Genomic DNA, 15790 nt, shown 5'->3' on the forward strand with positions numbered 1-15790 from the left:
ATTCCCCCATGCCGACATCGCGATAAAAAGACAGGGCGTTCAATACGCCCTACATAAGAATGTTATTGTTGTAACCAGTTTAACCAATCCTGCAAGCCTTCGCCGGTAGCGGCGGAAAGTTGAATCACTTCAATTTGCGGATTTACCCGTTTTGCATTTTCAATACATTTTTCCACATCAAATTTCAGATAGGGCAATAAATCCACTTTATTTAAAATCATCAGCTTTGAAGCGGCAAACATATGCGGATATTTCAAAGGCTTATCTTCACCTTCCGTGACAGAAAGAATCACCACTTTCGCTTTCTCGCCGAGATCGAATTCCGACGGACAAACCAAATTACCGACATTCTCAATAAATAACAAACCGTTTTCCTGCGGGCGCAATTTCATCATAGCGTCACTAATCATTTGCGCATCCAAATGGCAGCCTTTCCCCGTATTCACCTGAATGGCGGGCACACCTGTCGCACGAATGCGATCCGCATCATTTTCCGTTTGCTGATCACCTTCGATCACATAACAATTGCGGTCGTTTTTCAGCGAATTTAATGTAGCCGTCAACAAACTTGTTTTACCCGAACCCGGGCTTGAAACCAGGTTAAATACGGTCAGGTTCAAATAATTGAATAAATTACGATTTGAATCGGCAATTCGATTATTTTTGCCCAATACGTCCTGCTCGATTTTCAACAGCCGTTTTTGGGTATTATCCTGTTCACCCGCATGTTCATGAATTGAAGGTTTCATGGAATGAAATACAGATTGAGAAAAATCCGGCATTTTTACCGCACTTTGATGTTCTGAATGGCTATGCGTATGTTGTAACTCACCGATACGCACTTGTTCCGGGTGGCCGCAACCACAGGTCGTACACATAAAATTCCCCGCTTATATATAAAAATTTTAACAAGAATATCACAATAATAATTCACTGTATTGATGAAGATCATAAACCCCTTAAGCTCTGATCAAACGGATAAAATGTTTCACAATTCAATGAATATAAAACAAGCAACCCTATTCATTTTGCAAAAACTCCTTTATTATTGACCGCACTTTTCATCTAAATAAGAGATACTTTATGAATAATTTAGCGCTTGAAAAACTTATCAGTCAAAAACTTAATTCTGCAACTATTGCGGATTATGCGCCCAATGGTTTACAAGTGGAAGGCCGCCCGGAAATCAGGAAAATTGTGACTGGGGTGACGGCCAGCCAAGCCCTGATTGAGGCTGCGATAGCGCGACATGCCGATGCCGTTATAGTACATCACGGTTATTTCTGGAAAAACGAAGATCCCTGTATCCGCGGTATGAAAGGCAAACGTATAAAAACGTTATTGATTAACGATATTAATCTGTATGGTTATCATCTTCCTCTCGATGTACATGCCGAACTGGGAAATAACGCGCAGTTAGCGAAATTATTAAAAATAGAAAATTTACAACCCTTAGAATCGGATTCCGTAAGCATTCCGGTATTTGGCGAACTTGCACAACCAATATCTTTGGAAGATTTTGCCCGACGTATCGAAAAATCCCTTCAACGTAAACCGATAGTTTGCAACGCGGAAGAACTAACGCAAAATCCGCCGCACTTAATCCGCAAAATCGGTATTTGCACCGGCGGCGGTCAGGGTTATATTGATTTGGCGGCGGCACGGGGCTGCGATACCTTTATCAGCGGTGAAATTTCCGAGCAATCGACTCACAGCGCCAGAGAACTGGGCATCCATTATTTTGCCTGCGGTCATCATGCTACCGAACGTTACGGCATTCGGGCGTTAGGTGAATGGTTGGCGCAGGAATATCAATTTGAAGTGGAATTTATCGACATTGATAATCCGGCTTAAAATTCAACCGTACTTTACCGAAAAGAACAAATATAAAGTGCGGTAGTTTTTTCCACAGTTTTGTTGCAATACTTCACTCATCTGCTTTGTAATCATGAGGATTTTCCTTTATACTACGCACGATTTTTCAACAACCAAATAGGATTTCAAAATGGGTTTCTTAACAGGTAAACGAATTTTAGTAACAGGTCTTGCCAGCAACCGTTCCATCGCATACGGCATTGCAAAAGCATTGAAAGCACAGGGTGCGGAATTAGCATTTACATATTTAAACGATAAATTACAGCCTCGAGTTGAAGAATTTGCCAAAGAATTCGGTTCGGATATCGTTCTGCCGTTAGATGTAGCAACGGACGAAAGCATTCAAAAATGCTTTGCCGATTTAAACAAAGTTTGGGATAAATTCGACGGTTTCGTACATGCCATCGCATTCGCACCGGGCGATCAATTAGACGGCGACTACGTTAATGCCGCCACTCGCGAAGGTTATCGTATTGCCCACGACATCAGCGCATACAGTTTTGTCGCTATGGCGCAAGCGGCACGTCCGTTCTTAAACAAAGACGCTTCATTAGTGACCTTAACTTACTTAGGCGCCGAACGTGCAATTCCTAACTATAACGTGATGTGTCTGGCGAAAGCCTCATTAGAAGCGGCAACCCGCGTAATGGCGGCGGATTTAGGTAAAGACGGCATTCGCGTAAACGCAATTTCTGCAGGTCCAATCCGTACGCTTGCGGCTTCCGGCATTAAAAACTTCAAGAAAATGCTTTCCGCTTTCGAGAAAACCGCCGCATTACGTCGCACCGTAACCATTGACGATGTGGGCAACTCCGCCGCATTCTTATGTTCTGACTTATCCTCCGGCGTAACCGGTGAAGTATTACATGTCGATGCGGGTTTCAGCATCACCGCCATGGGTGAATTAGGCGAAGAGTAATTCATTTTTTTATTCATCTCGCAGGGACAGGTTTTATGCCTGTCCCTTAATATTTATAATATTTGAACAGGAATATCTCCCTGTCTCTGGGCAAAATATGTTTCAGAACAATCCTTTATTATCTCAATTAAAACAACAATTACACGACAGTAAGCCGCACGTTGAAGGCGTGGTGAAAGGCACGGATAAAGCCTACGGTTTCTTAGAAACGGAAAAAGAAACTTTCTTCATTGCGCCGCCAGCCATGAAAAAAGTGATGCACGGCGATAAAATAAAAGCGGCAATCGAAACTATCGGCGATAAAAAACAGGCGGAGCCTGAAGAATTAATTGAACCGATGCTGACCCGTTTTATCGCAAAAGTGCGGTTCAATAAAGATAAAAAATTACAAGTCCTGGTTGATCACCCCAATATTAATCAGCCTATCGGCGCCGCCCAAGCCAAAACCGTCAAACAGGAACTCAAAGAGGGCGATTGGGTGGTGGCGACGTTAAAAACCCATCCGCTACGCGATGATCGTTTCTTTTATGCGCAAATTGCCGAATTTATTTGTTCGGCAGAGGACGAATTCGCCCCTTGGTGGGTAACCCTCGCGCGTCACGAACAGTCCCGTTATCCGGTTCAAGGTCAAGAAGTTTATTCCATGTTAGATACGGAAACCCGCCGGGATTTAACCGCACTTCATTTCGTCACCATCGACAGTGAAAATACGCAGGATATGGACGATGCCCTTTATATCGAGCCTGTTACCGCCCCAAACGACGAACAGACGGGCTGGAAGCTTGCGGTGGCGATTGCTGATCCTACCGCTTATATCGCCCTTGACTCACAAATTGAAAAAGATGCCCGCAAGCGCTGTTTCACTAATTATTTGCCGGGATTTAACATTCCGATGCTGCCTCGGGAACTATCCGACGAACTTTGTTCATTAATGGAAAATGAAACCCGCGCGGCGCTTGTTTGCCGACTCGAAACCGATATGCAAGGCGAAATCGTCGGCGAACCCGAATTTATATTAGCTCAGGTACAATCGAAAGCTAAACTGGCTTATAACAACGTATCCGACTATTTAGAACAAGTCGAGAACGCCTGGCAACCTGAAAACGAAAGTACTCAACAACAAATTAATTGGCTGCACCAGTTTGCCTTGGTTCGCATTAACTGGCGAAAAAAACACGGGTTATTATTCAAAGAAAAACCGGATTACAGTTTCGTACTGGCGGATAACGGTCATGTGCGTGAAATTAAGGCGGAATATCGTCGCATTGCCAACCAAATCGTGGAAGAATCCATGATTATCGCCAATATTTGTTGCGCGCATTATTTGGCGAAAAATGCGCAAACCGGGATTTTCAATACTCATGTAGGATTCGATAAAAAATTCCTGCCGAACGCCCATAATTTCTTAATGGCAAATCTGAGTAACGAAGAAAACCAACAGGAATTAGCCGAGCGTTATTCCGTGGAAAATTTAGCTACCTTAGCGGGCTATTGCCGTATGCGACATGATATTGAACCAATTGAAGGCGATTATCTGGAATTCCGTTTACGTCGTTTCCTGACCTTTGCGGAATTTAAGTCGGAACTCGCACCGCATTTCGGTTTAGGTTTAACGGGTTACGCCACCTGGACCTCACCAATCCGTAAATATTCCGATATGGTGAATCACCGCTTAATTAAAGCCTGTCTAGCTAACCGGGAATGTGTAAAACCGAGCGATGAAACTCTTGCCCGCTTGCAGGAAGCCCGTAAACAAAACCGTATGGTGGAACGTGATATTGCCGATTGGCTATACTGCCGTTATCTGGCGGATAAAGTGGAAAGCAACCCGGAATTCCGGGCGGAAGTACAGGATTGCATGCGCGGCGGTTTACGGGTGCAATTATTGGAAAACGGTGCAAGCGTATTCGTGCCGGCCTCAAGTATTCATCCGAACAAAGACGAAATTCAAGTCAATACCGATGAACTGGCCCTTTATATCAATGGCGAACGCCGTTATAAAATCGGCGACATCGTTAACATTCGGTTGACGGAAGTAAAAGAAGAAACCCGTAGCCTGATCGGCAACCTGGTTTAATGGGAAAAAGTGAGGTATTTTTTACCGCACTTTTCTTTTTTCTAACGGTAAACGGTTTATATAAAATACCGTTATAACTTTATTGAGCGATTATTATGCTAACAACACTACTTCAAACCCATATTACCTTTGCTTTTCTGAGTCTGATGCTATTAATCGTGCGCGGTTATATGCAATTACAAGGCAAGGACTGGCGCACCGTAAAACTTTTAAAAATCACACCGCACTTAGCCGATACGTTGTTGGTTTTAAGCGGGGTCGCATTGGTATTCGTATTTGGTTACGGATTACAAATGTGGTTAATAGGAAAAGTACTTCTATTGGTTCTATATGCGTTCTTTTCAGCAAAATTTTTTCAAAAAAATGCCGTCAAGTCGAATATTTTGTTTTTAATTCTCGCCCTTTCAGCGTTTTTAGCGGCAATGTACTTAGGTTATTTTCACTAAATTTCACATAAACGCCGGCGTTTGAACCTTGGCTATACCAACGGCTCCAAAGAGGTGAGCGGAGCGAGTAAAAAACACCGCACTTTAATTCGTTTCAATTTAACGGTAAAAGTGCGGTGTTTTACAGAAGACTACGGAAAATTTAGCCGCCGGCTAATTTAACCTTAAATCCTTTTTGTTCCAACAATTGTTTAAGTAAATCCCGTTTTTCACCTTGAATTTCGATATTCCCGTCCTTAATCGAACCGCCGCAACCACAACGTTTCTTCAATTCTGCGGCTAATTTTTTCAGTTCGTCATCCGGCAAATCTAATCCGACAATCAAAGAAATACCGGCGCCTTTGCGCCCGCTGGTTTGACGATGAATACGGACAATGCCGTCGCCTTTAGGACGCTCTTGCTTTGTTTTCTCCGGCTTTATTCTGCCGGTTTCAGTGGAATATACAATATCATTCATAAAAGTGCGGTCTGTTTTTTCAAATTTTTAACTAAAAAGCGGACATTACCGCCCGCTTCGGATTTTTAACAAAACTATATAGGCAGGCTCCGGTCCGCCTTTATAACTTCGCCTTGTTAGGCGAGAGCGGCTATTTTCTTATTAAGCGATTAAATTCGCAATAGACGCATTAATTGAACGCAACACTTCAGCCGGATTTGCCGCTTGCGTAATCGGGCGCCCAATCACTAAATAATCGGAACCGGCTTCAATTGCCGCCGGAGGAGTCATGACTCGGCGTTGATCACCGAATTCAGAACCCACGGGACGAATTCCCGGTGTAATTAATTTGAACTCTTTACCTAAATGTTGACGTAAAATTTCCACTTCCTGCGGCGAACAAACCACACCGTCTAAACCCGCACGTTGACTTAGATGAGCAAGGCGGATAACTTGCTCCATCGGTGAAGCGTTAATACCGATTTGTAACAAATCCAAATCTTCCATACTGGTTAAAACGGTAACGCTAATCAGAATCGGCGCATCTTTACCGTAAGGCTCAAGAATCTTCTTCGCTTCTTCCATCATTCGTAAACCGCCGCTGGCATGTAGATCCACCATCCATACTCCAAGATCGGCGGCTGAACGTACCGCTCTTGCAACCGTATTCGGAATATCGTGGAATTTTAAATCCAAAAACACATCAAAGTCACGGTCTTGCAGCAGTTTTACAAAATTTGTACCTAAGGTAGTAAACATTTCTTTACCCACTTTTAAGCGGCATAAACTCGGATCGATTTGATCCACTAATTGGAGCGCTTCTTTTTCCGTTTCGTAATCTAATGCTACGATAATTTTATTACTCATATTAACTTCCTCTTTGCTAAATTTGGCTTTCAATACCGCGAATCGGTTTCACTTTTTCCCATTGACGGCAAGACGGGCAACACCATAATAATTTATGACTTTGGTAACCGCAGTTTGTACAACGATAACCAAAACTTTGTTTAATTCGTTCGCCAACAATACGGTGTAATAAAACCAGGCTGTCTTTGCCCCGTCCCTCTTCGGCATCATCTACCTGATATTGAACGAAACGGTGAAATAAAAACAGGCTCGGATTTTGCGTTAATTGCTGATAAACCTTATTCTGTGCCGCTGCACGGCCGTCTTGTTCGGCAATTAAATCCGCCAGTGCTAGGGCAACCGAGCTATTATGTTTATATTCTTGATTGGCTCTAATTAAAAATAATTCGAAATTATCCAATTGATTTAAATGCTGATAGCATTCTTTAAGTTGAGGGAGAACCTCACCCACATAACTTGCATTTTGCGTCAGTACATTCTCAAGCACAGGGACTGCTTTCGCATACTGCTCTTCTTGTATCAAAAAATCCCCCAATAACATAGAAGCTCTGACGCAACTAGGTGAAACAGTCAATGCCTGCTGAAGAATTTCTTTAGGCTGCTCTTTGCTCTCCTCCCCCAATGTACGGGCATATTCACAATAATATTGCGCCAATTCGATATTATCTTCCTGAGGAGAAATTTTGGCTAATTTTTCCGCCACATTAATCGCTTTTTTCCAATCTTTTGTTTTTTGATAAATAACGGCTAATTGTTGTAATGCGCCTTCGGCAAATTCGGGCTCGTCCACTAACATAATATAAAGCGTTTCGGCTCGGTCAAAAAAGCCTACGGACATAAAATCCTTAGCCAATTGCTGCTTGGCTAACAATTTTTGTTCGAAAGTGTAATAAGAACTGCGGTCTAAATTTTGATGAATTCGTAAGGCTCTGTCCACTTCACCACGGGAACGAAACAGATTACCTAAAGTGAGCTCCGCTTCAAATTGTGAATTGCTATCGATCTCATTTTCTTCTTCCTGCTTTTGCAACATATGTAAAAATAAATCGACCGCTTTTTCCGTTTGGTTGGATAAAAGAAAATTTACTCCCGTCACATAGTCACGGGATAATTTATTACTGACGTCTTCCTGATCTTTCTTCGCGCTTCGGTGTCCCATATACCAGCCGTAAGCAGCGGCAATGGGTAAAAGCAGAAAGAGTAATTCAAGCATTATTGTGCAGCCTTATCTAGACTGGTAGTAAGTTCGTTAATTTGCTGAGTTTGGCGTTTTACTTGGCGTGTTAACGTAATATTTTTAAGTTTCAGTTTTAAATAGAAGAAACCGGTAATGAGCCATCCCAAAATTAAACCGAAACCAAATAAAATCGCTACTAAAGAAGATAATTGCAACTCACTTTGCGCAATAATATAGTTGAAAGTAATAACTTGATCATTATTCGCACCCACCGTAATTGCCACTAAAATAATCGCAATAATAATTACAAACGCAAAAATATATTTAATCATAATGCATTTTCCTCAAATAAATTTTTTTCATTATGCCAAAAATCAATACAAAAAACGACACTTTACGTGTCGTTATTTTGACGATATCCGAGTATTTTAAACTTACGCGTTAAAATCCACTCGTTCCCTTAATTCTTTGCCCGCTTTAAAATGAGGAACACATTTCGCATCTAATTTCACTTGTGCACCGGTTTTAGGATTACGACCCACTCGAGGTTGACGGAAGTGTAAGGAAAAACTACCGAATCCCCGGATTTCAATTCGATCACCGCTTTCTAAAGCCTGAGACATATGTTCAAGAATCTCTTTTACCGCATTCTCAACACTTTTCACTGAAATAGAATGATTTTTTTCAACCAAACTTTCAATAAGTTCTGATTTAGTCATAATGGGATCCTTTTATTTCAACAATACAACATAATAATTCTTTTACTAAACCATTATGTTGTACTTCTCTTTGTGAGATAACCGGCGCACTAATGCACGCCGGTTAATTTACTTTACTTGGTAAATAAGTAATTATTCGCCTTTAGCAGCTTTGAATGCTTCAGCCATTGCGTTTGGAATAGCAACGTCTTCTTGTTTGTTATTCACGCTTGCAACTGCAGCAGCTTCTTCAGCTTGATCTTTCGCACGTACGGATAAATGAACGATGCGAGCTTTACGATCAACACCAGTGTATTTTGCTTCCACAACATCACCGGCATTTACTTCGTCTGTTAAATCCGCTGCACGGATATAACCTTCAACGCCACCGTTTAATTCAACTTTAGCGCCTTTGCTATCGGCTTCGACAACAGTTGCAGAAACTACCGCACCTTTTTTGTTTACCGCTACGAAGTTATTGAACGGGTCTTCTTCAAGTTGTTTGATACCTAAAGAAATACGTTCTTTAGCCGAATCGACTTGTAAAACAACAGCTGCGACTTCGTCACCTTTTTTGTAGTTACGAACCGCTTCTTCACCTGCCACATTCCAAGAAATGTCAGATAAGTGAACTAAACCGTCGATGCCGCCTTCAAGACCGATGAAGATACCGAAATCAGTGATTGATTTGATTTTACCTTCAACTTTATCGCCTTTGTTGTGAGTTTCAGCAAATTGTAACCACGGATTTGCTTTGCATTGTTTTAAGCCTAAAGAAATACGACGACGTTCTTCATCGATTTCTAATACCATAACTTCAACGGTATCGCCTAAGCTTACAACTTTAGATGGGTGGATATTTTTGTTTGTCCAGTCCATCTCAGAAACGTGAACTAAACCTTCAACGCCGTCTAAAATTTCAACGAAACAACCGTAGTCGGTTAAATTGGTTACTTTACCGGTTAATTTGCTGCCGACCGGATGGTTTTGAGCGATTGCAGCCCATGGATCTTGACCTAATTGTTTTAAGCCTAAAGATACACGTGTGCGATCTTTATCAAATTTTAATACTTTAACGGTAATTTCGTCGCCCACATTTACGATTTCACTTGGGTGTTTAACACGTTTCCAAGCCATATCGGTGATATGTAATAAACCGTCAACACCGCCTAAATCAACAAACGCACCGTAATCGGTTAAGTTTTTAACCGTACCTTTAACTTCTGCGCCTTCAGCTAAGTTCGCTAAAATTTCTTCGCGATCTTGGCTGTTTTCTGATTCGATTACCGCACGACGAGAAACAACTACGTTGTTACGTTTTTGGTCTAATTTGATAACTTTGAATTCTAACTCTTTACCTTCAAGATGTAGAGTATCACGTACCGGACGAGTATCTACCAGTGAACCAGGTAAGAATGCACGAACACCGTTTAACTCAACTGTGAAACCACCTTTAACTTTACCGTTGATTAAACCGGTAACAGTAGCTTGTTCTTCGTATGCTTTTTCTAACTCAATCCAAGATTCGTGACGAACCGCTTTTTCGCGAGAAAGTTTAGTTTCACCGAAACCGTCTTCCACTGCGTCTAAAGCAACATTTACAACATCACCGACTTGAACTTCTAATTCACCTTGTGCATTTTGGAATTCTTCCACAGGAATTGCAGATTCTGATTTTAAACCAGCGTCAACAAGCACAAAGCCTTTTTGGATAGCAACAACAGTACCGCTAACGATTGAACCTTGACGGGTTTCAAGTTCTTTTAATGATTCTTCAAATAGTTGAGCAAAAGATTCTGACATAAATTAATCTTCTAAAATAGTTAATAACGTCCACTTCTTATCCTTATAAAGTGGGGCTGATAATAAAAGTTTATCCGTCCGTGAACAAACCCTGAATTCCAGCTAGATTTTCACCTTTTGATGAATATAACTTAGCGCCTGTGCAATCACTTCTTCAATACTAAGTGTCGTACTGTCTAATAATAAAGCGTCATCAGCGGGTTTCAACGGCGCGACGGGACGATTTCTGTCTCTGAAGTCACGATCCTTAATCTCGGCTAAAATCTGGTCAAAGTTACCACTAATTCCCTTATTTTGCAACTGTTTAAAACGTCTTTTTGCGCGTTCTTCGGCACTGGCGTCTAAAAATAATTTGACTTGCGCCGTCGGGAAAACCACCGTACCCATATCGCGACCGTCCGCAATTAACCCTTTCGGTGTGGCAAAATCTTTCTGTAATTGTAAAAGTGCACTGCGAACCTGAGGAAAAACCGCCACTTTCGAAGCCGCATCAGCCACTTCCTGAGTACGGATTAAACCGCTGACATCCTCCCCGCCCAACATTACTTTAACTTCACCCGCTTCAGGCAAAAATTCAATATCAAGATGAGCCGCCAATTCGGCAAGTTCCGCTTCATTGGTTAAATCCGCTTTACATTGTAATGCCGCTAGCGCGGTAACCCGATAAATTGCACCGCTATCTAATAAGGCAAAACCTAATCTATTCGCCAAAGCGTAGCATAATGTGCCTTTACCCGCACCGCTTGGACCGTCAACCGTAATTACAATATTTTTAGTCATAGATACTCTTTAATAATGTTATCCGATTTCAACTAATCGGAATTTATGTATAGATAACGTAATTTTACCTGAATATGATTTGGATGATAAACAATAATTTATTGCCGTAAGTCAAATATTTTAGTCTAAAAATACCGTTTCACTTGCTTACTTATATTTATGCTACAAAAAAATAATAAAAAACCACTTAAACAGCACTTGATTTTTAGCTGCTAAGTATATATTTTGTATTACCGGATAAAATATGTAGCAAATAATATACATTTATTAAAAGTCAACTTAATTATTGATAGGAATAATTTGCCATGAAAAACCGACTGAAAAACTTTCTTATTCGTCAAAACATCAAGTTCAGTTTACGTCGTTATGCCATTGATGCAATGAATTTTATGGCGCTAGGTCTATTCGGTTCATTGATTATAGGTTTAATTCTGAAAAATACAGGGGATTGGCTTGATATTCTCTGGCTTAATGAATTGGGTGCGTTAGCGCAATCTTCAATGGGAGCAGCTATCGGTGTTGGTGTAGCTTATGCACTAAAGGCGCCACCCCTCGTACTGCTCTCCAGCACCACAACAGGTATAGCCGGCGCTACATTAGGCGGCCCAATAGGTTGTTTTATTGCTGCCGCAATAGGTGCCGAATTTGGCAAACTTGTCAATAAAACTACACCAATTGATATTTTAATTACACCGGCGGTGACATTATTATCAGGTATTGCCACCGCACAATTTATGGGTCCGTTTCTTGCCTCATTAATGCGGGAAACCGGCGCAATGATTATGTGGGCGGTAGAATTACATCCGATTCCAATGAGTATTCTCGTTTCCGTATTAATGGGTATGATCTTAACATTACCGATCTCCAGTGCGGCCATCGCGGTAACATTATCATTAAGCGGCTTAGCGGCGGGCGCTGCAACTATCGGTTGTTGTGCGCAAATGATAGGATTTGCCGTGATAGGATTTAAAGAAAACCGGTGGGGAGGTTTGCTCAGTTTAGGGTTAGGAACCAGTATGCTGCAAATACCGAATATTGTTAAAAATCCCAAAATATGGGTTCCGCCGACTTTATCCGGTGCAATCATCGCGCCTTTTGCTACGGTTATTTTTCAAATGCAAAATATCCCATCCGGCGCCGGTATGGGAACAAGCGGTTTAGTGGGACAAATCGGAACGATAAATGCAATGGGTAACTCGCCTTATATTTGGCTTGTCATTTTAGTGTTACATTTTATTCTTCCGGCAATTTTAAGCCTGCTTATAACCTATCTAATGCGCAGAAAAGGCTGGATTAAACCCGGTGATTTAAAACTTGCCGTTTAAAAAATGCAAAAAAATAACCGCACTTTTATTCATTTGATATCGTCAAATTTATATTTATTTGATAAATACTCGAAAAAATAGCCACACAAAATGTATGGCTATTTATTTTAATTAATTAGCAAACTATTTACTACCTAATTGCGGTACGACGGCATCTTTACCGGCGGTGAGAAGGCCTGCTTCCGAATAGATACCGAGCTTATTACGCGTATCCGTAACGTCTAAGTTACGCATAGTTAACTGACCGATACGATCGATCGGGTCAAACGGCGCATCTTCCACTTTCTCCATACTTAGACGTTCCGCTTCGTAAGTTAAGTTCGGCGATACGGTATCCAAAATCGAATAATCGTTACCGCGGCGCAATTCAAGTTTCACTTCGCCGGTAATCGCTTTGGCTACCCAGCGTTGCGAACTTTCGCGCAACATTAACGCTTGCGGGTCAAACCAACGTCCTTGGTATAATAAGCGGCCTAAACGCAAACCGTTGATACGGTATTGTTCGATGGTATCTTCGTTGTGAATACCGGTAACCAAACGTTCGTAAGCGATATGGAACAATGCCATTCCCGGCGCTTCATAGATACCGCGGGATTTTGCTTCGATAATACGGTTTTCAATTTGGTCTGACATTCCTAAACCGTGACGACCGCCGATTCGGTTGGCTTCCATAAACAACTCGACCACATCGTCAAAACGTTTACCGTTTAATTCTACCGGCACGCCTTCTTCGAAACGAACGGTAACCACTTCAGGTTTGATTTCAACGCTTTCGTCCCAGAACGCAACGCCCATAATAGGTTTGACGATTTTAATGCCGGTGCTTAAATCTTCCAAGTCTTTCGCTTCGTGTGTTGCACCCAACATATTGGAGTCTGTCGAATAGGCTTTTTCCACCGACATTTTGTAATCAAAACCGTTGGCAATTAAGAATTGCGACATTTCGAAACGGCCGCCCAATTCATCAATAAATTGATCGTCTAACCAAGGTTTGTAGATTTTAAGATTCGGGTTGGTCAATAAACCGTAACGATAGAAACGCTCGATATCGTTACCTTTGAATGTTGAACCGTCACCCCAGATATTTACGTCATCTTCTTTCATGGCGGCAACCAGCATGGTACCGGTTACGGCACGGCCAAGCGGGGTTGTATTAAAATAAGTAACGCCGCCGGTTGAAATATGGAATGCACCGCATTGGATGGCCGCGATACCTTCTTGCGCCAATTGTTTACGGCAATCGATTAAACGGGCGTTTTCCGCACCGTAAGCCATGGCTTTTTTAGGAATGGCATTATAATCGTCTTCGTCCGGTTGGCCTAAGTTAGCCGTATAAGCATAAGGCACCGCACCTTTTTGACGCATCCATAATAAGGCTGCAGAGGTATCCAAACCGCCGGAGAATGCGATCCCCACTTTTTGACCTAGAGGTAGGTTTTGTAGAATTGTGTTTGACATAGTTATTCCTACTTATTGACGTTTATGTAATCCTGTGTTCCGATATAAAATCGGTCTATTATCAGTGAAAATTATGAATTTTTCAACCGCACTTTTAACAGTTCCGAGTCATTCACTTTAGATAAATTCATCCGGATCCGGGTATTGATAAACAAAATCCAACTCTCGGCAAATCTTATCCGCTTTAATAATGCGTTGAGGGTCTTTTTCGTCACACAAAAACTGCGGTGGATTTAGCCCTAATTTTGTCGCCATTTTTGTGTAATACTCCACTTTTGAGGGATGCTTTGGCGCCGCCAAATGATATAGCCGCTGATAGCCCGGCATTTCCAGCAATAATTGAATAGCTCTGGCGCAATCATCAAAATGAACTAAGTTAATCGGCGTATTACCACCTGAAATTGCGCTTTCTTTACGCACCAAACTATATACCGGGTGACGATCATAACCGACCAATCCAGCAAAACGGATAATATCCACATCAATATCTTTTAATTCAAACAAACGTTGTTCGACTTCCAATAAGGCACGGCCGATTTCGGAATCCGGCTGTGGTACGGATTCCTCATCAAAATTAGCGGAAACATTGGGAAATACCGATGTGGAACTGATAAAAACGATATGCGATATATTGCATAATAAGGCTTCATTAACTAAATTTTCGATTCCTTCCACATATAATTTAGGATCAAAAAAATATTCGCTTGGCGGAATATTGATAATTAATGTATCGACAGACAATAAATTGGTGAGATCATCCGGATCCGCATTGATTTCCGGCGTAAGTTCCAGGAAATACGTTTCAAAACGCATTAAACGCATTTGCTCTACACCTTCGTGAGTACGCTTGCTGCCTTTAACATCCCAACCTAAGTTTTTCAAATGTCTTGCCAGCGATAATCCCAACCAGCCCAAACCGACGATAGAAACCGACCTCATAATTATCCTATTTTAATAATAAAAGTGCGGTCAATTTTATACCAATTTTGACCGCACTTCTCATTATTTAGTTAATAAATCCAATGCTTCTTGATATTTATCAACAGTTTTTTGAATCACATCAGCAGGCACTTTCGGGGCTGGCGGTTGTTTGTTCCAACCGCTTTGTTCCAACCAATCGCGCACAAACTGCTTATCAAACGACGGCGGATTTGTACCTTCCCGATAGGTATCCACCGACCAGAAACGGCTGGAGTCCGGCGTTAATACTTCGTCCATTAAGGTTAAAGTGCCGTTTTCATCCAAACCGAATTCAAATTTTGTATCGCAAATAATAATGCCTTTGGTCAAAGCATAAGCCGCGGCTTCCTTGTAAAGGGCAATGGCGGCATCACGCACTTGTGCCGCCAGTTCTTTGCCGATTTGACGTTCACATTCCGCATAACTGATATTAATATCGTGGTCACCTACTTCTTCTTTGCTTGACGGTGTAAAAATAGGTTCCGGTAATTTACTGGCTTCCACTAAACCTTGAGGTAATTGCAAACCGCAGATAGTGCCGGTTTGCTTGTAATCTTTTAATCCTGAGCCCGTAAGATAACCGCGCACAATAGATTCAATCTTGATTGGTTTCAGACGTTTTACCACTACCGCCCGGTTTTTAACTAAATCAGCCTCTTCTTTTGGTAACACATCATACACCGTATCGCCGGTAAAATGGTTAGGCATAATATGCGCTAATTTTTTGAACCAGAAATTTGAAATTTGGGTTAGAATTTCTCCTTTGCGAGGAATCGGGTCCTCTAAAATCACATCAAATGCCGATAAGCGGTCACTTGCTACCATGAGCATACGTTTATCGTCAATTTCGTAAAGATCACGCACTTTACCCGAATAGATTTTTTTTAGACTTAATTCTGCCATTGTGTTTGCCCTTTTAATAAGTGGAAAATGTTGTTTCGCAAATTATAGCTCAATATGCAAACGTTT

16 protein-coding genes are annotated in these 15790 nt (G+C 41.6%); 5 read left to right on the forward strand and 11 right to left on the reverse strand.

Going from position 1 to position 15790, the window contains the following annotated elements; genetic code table 11:
* Nucleotides 1-62: 62 nt before the first annotated feature.
* Complete coding sequence (gene hypB, locus MS_RS06665) at nucleotides 63-878, reverse strand: hydrogenase nickel incorporation protein HypB (RefSeq protein WP_011200636.1); 816 nt, start codon at nucleotides 876-878, stop codon at nucleotides 63-65.
* Between the two features lie 205 nt (nucleotides 879-1083).
* Here hypB and MS_RS06670 point away from each other — a divergent pair, with 205 nt between their 5' ends.
* The 4 genes from MS_RS06670 to MS_RS06685 all read left to right on the forward strand — a co-directional run bounded on the left by MS_RS06670 (nucleotide 1084) and on the right by MS_RS06685 (nucleotide 5317).
* On the forward strand, nucleotides 1084-1854 hold the full coding sequence (locus MS_RS06670; protein WP_011200637.1) for a Nif3-like dinuclear metal center hexameric protein: 771 nt from the start codon (nucleotides 1084-1086) through the stop codon (nucleotides 1852-1854).
* A gap of 151 nt (nucleotides 1855-2005) precedes the next feature.
* Nucleotides 2006-2794: an enoyl-ACP reductase FabI gene (locus MS_RS06675; RefSeq protein WP_041639842.1), complete on the forward strand. Its 789-nt coding sequence runs from the start codon at nucleotides 2006-2008 to the stop codon at nucleotides 2792-2794.
* Nucleotides 2795-2891: 97 nt separating this feature from the next.
* On the forward strand, nucleotides 2892-4871 hold the full coding sequence (rnb, locus tag MS_RS06680) for an exoribonuclease II (protein WP_011200641.1): 1980 nt from the start codon (nucleotides 2892-2894) through the stop codon (nucleotides 4869-4871).
* Nucleotides 4872-4966: 95 nt separating this feature from the next.
* Nucleotides 4967-5317: a SirB2 family protein gene (locus MS_RS06685; protein WP_011200642.1), complete on the forward strand. Its 351-nt coding sequence runs from the start codon at nucleotides 4967-4969 to the stop codon at nucleotides 5315-5317.
* A gap of 142 nt (nucleotides 5318-5459) precedes the next feature.
* Here MS_RS06685 and yciH read toward each other — a convergent pair whose 3' ends face one another.
* From yciH to cmk, 7 genes are all read right to left on the reverse strand, one after another.
* Nucleotides 5460-5774, reverse strand: coding sequence for a stress response translation initiation inhibitor YciH (yciH, locus tag MS_RS06690; protein ID WP_011200644.1), 315 nt, complete (start codon nucleotides 5772-5774; stop codon nucleotides 5460-5462).
* Nucleotides 5775-5915: 141 nt separating this feature from the next.
* Complete coding sequence (gene pyrF / locus MS_RS06695) at nucleotides 5916-6620, reverse strand: orotidine-5'-phosphate decarboxylase (protein ID WP_041639844.1); 705 nt, start codon at nucleotides 6618-6620, stop codon at nucleotides 5916-5918.
* 16 nt (nucleotides 6621-6636) lie between these two features.
* Complete coding sequence (lapB, locus tag MS_RS06700) at nucleotides 6637-7833, reverse strand: lipopolysaccharide assembly protein LapB (protein ID WP_011200646.1); 1197 nt, start codon at nucleotides 7831-7833, stop codon at nucleotides 6637-6639.
* On the reverse strand, nucleotides 7833-8129 hold the full coding sequence (locus tag MS_RS06705; RefSeq protein WP_011200647.1) for a LapA family protein: 297 nt from the start codon (nucleotides 8127-8129) through the stop codon (nucleotides 7833-7835). Before MS_RS06705 ends, lapB begins: the two co-directional genes overlap by 1 nt.
* A gap of 102 nt (nucleotides 8130-8231) precedes the next feature.
* Nucleotides 8232-8516, reverse strand: a complete 285-nt coding sequence (locus MS_RS06710; protein WP_011200648.1) for an integration host factor subunit beta — start codon at nucleotides 8514-8516, stop codon at nucleotides 8232-8234.
* 132 nt (nucleotides 8517-8648) lie between these two features.
* The gene (gene rpsA / locus MS_RS06715; RefSeq protein ID WP_011200649.1) at nucleotides 8649-10298 is read right to left on the reverse strand and encodes a 30S ribosomal protein S1; all 1650 of its coding nucleotides are present in this window, start codon (nucleotides 10296-10298) and stop codon (nucleotides 8649-8651) included.
* Nucleotides 10299-10400: 102 nt separating this feature from the next.
* Nucleotides 10401-11078, reverse strand: coding sequence for a (d)CMP kinase (cmk, locus tag MS_RS06720; protein WP_011200650.1), 678 nt, complete (start codon nucleotides 11076-11078; stop codon nucleotides 10401-10403).
* A 305-nt stretch (nucleotides 11079-11383) separates the two neighbouring features.
* Between cmk and MS_RS06725 the strand changes: the two genes are divergently transcribed.
* Complete coding sequence (locus tag MS_RS06725; RefSeq protein ID WP_011200651.1) at nucleotides 11384-12403, forward strand: PTS transporter subunit IIC; 1020 nt, start codon at nucleotides 11384-11386, stop codon at nucleotides 12401-12403.
* 123 nt (nucleotides 12404-12526) lie between these two features.
* On the opposite strand, the gene argG is transcribed toward MS_RS06725, so the two are convergent.
* From argG to MS_RS06740, 3 genes are all read right to left on the reverse strand, one after another.
* Entirely contained in the window at nucleotides 12527-13861 is a 1335-nt protein-coding gene (gene argG, locus MS_RS06730) for an argininosuccinate synthase (protein WP_011200652.1), read from the reverse strand.
* A gap of 117 nt (nucleotides 13862-13978) precedes the next feature.
* The gene (locus tag MS_RS06735) at nucleotides 13979-14800 is read right to left on the reverse strand and encodes an SDR family oxidoreductase (RefSeq protein WP_011200653.1); all 822 of its coding nucleotides are present in this window, start codon (nucleotides 14798-14800) and stop codon (nucleotides 13979-13981) included.
* A gap of 63 nt (nucleotides 14801-14863) precedes the next feature.
* On the reverse strand, nucleotides 14864-15724 hold the full coding sequence (locus MS_RS06740; RefSeq protein WP_011200654.1) for a phosphoribosylaminoimidazolesuccinocarboxamide synthase: 861 nt from the start codon (nucleotides 15722-15724) through the stop codon (nucleotides 14864-14866).
* Nucleotides 15725-15790: the final 66 nt, after the last annotated feature.

The organism is [Mannheimia] succiniciproducens MBEL55E, assembly GCF_000007745.1.
Taxonomy (GTDB): domain Bacteria; phylum Pseudomonadota; class Gammaproteobacteria; order Enterobacterales; family Pasteurellaceae; genus Basfia; species Basfia succiniciproducens.